2 protein-coding genes are annotated in these 768 nt (G+C 32.0%); both read left to right on the top strand.

The window, feature by feature from the left end; genetic code table 11:
- On the top strand, positions 1 to 395 hold a 395-nt coding region (locus AN389_RS19525), incomplete at its 5' end, for an ATP-binding protein (RefSeq protein ID WP_146258099.1).
- Positions 396 to 768, top strand: a 373-nt coding sequence (locus AN389_RS19530) for a response regulator (protein ID WP_146258100.1), incomplete at its 3' end; no start/stop codon positions are given.

Raw genomic sequence — 768 nt, forward strand, 5'->3', positions numbered from 1 at the left:
AAAAAAAATCTACTGTAGATCTAACTATTAATATATCAAAAGAACTCTCTTTCAATTTAGATCCCTCTCTTTTTAGAATAATTTGTTCGAATGCACTAAGAAATTCAATTGAGGCTTGTAAAGAGCCTACAGTGAGAATTAAGAAGCCTATTTTAATTAATTCCAACACAACCAATAACTCATTGTGGTTAAGTATTATTGATGATGGTCTTGGTCTACAAGAAAAAAGTGAAGAACTTATGAAAAGTAGATTTACGACGAAACCGGGAAATCAAGGACTTGGATTAGCACTTATTAATAAAGCTATCAAGCAATTGAACGGTAATTGGGAACTTACAAATTCTGAAACTGGTGGTGCTCAATTCTCATTCGAAATACCTAAAAAGGAACTTTAAATGAACATTTTACAAGCTGAAGATGATAAAGAGTGGTTCGAACGAGTTGTAAAACCAGCATTAATAAATGCTGGTGCTTGTCAAGTCTTTCATGCAGTGAACCATGATGAAGCCTTGGAAATTTTACATAAAGAATTTATAGACTATTTAATTATAGATTTAGCTATTCCAATAAATCGCGAGTCACCTACTCCAGATATAACTAATGGATTAAGTTTAGCCACTTATATAAGAAAAAATTTTGCTGGTACACCAATTTTGATTCTTACTGGGCAGTCAACAGAAGAAGCCGTTGAATCCTTCATTGAAAATTTACCAGTTACTACTTTTTGGGATGGAAACCAACATCATATAGTTAAGGTAAAGAAAAAAA

This window comes from Pseudoalteromonas sp. P1-7a (assembly GCF_001401855.1).
Taxonomy (GTDB): Bacteria; Pseudomonadota; Gammaproteobacteria; order Enterobacterales; family Alteromonadaceae; genus Pseudoalteromonas.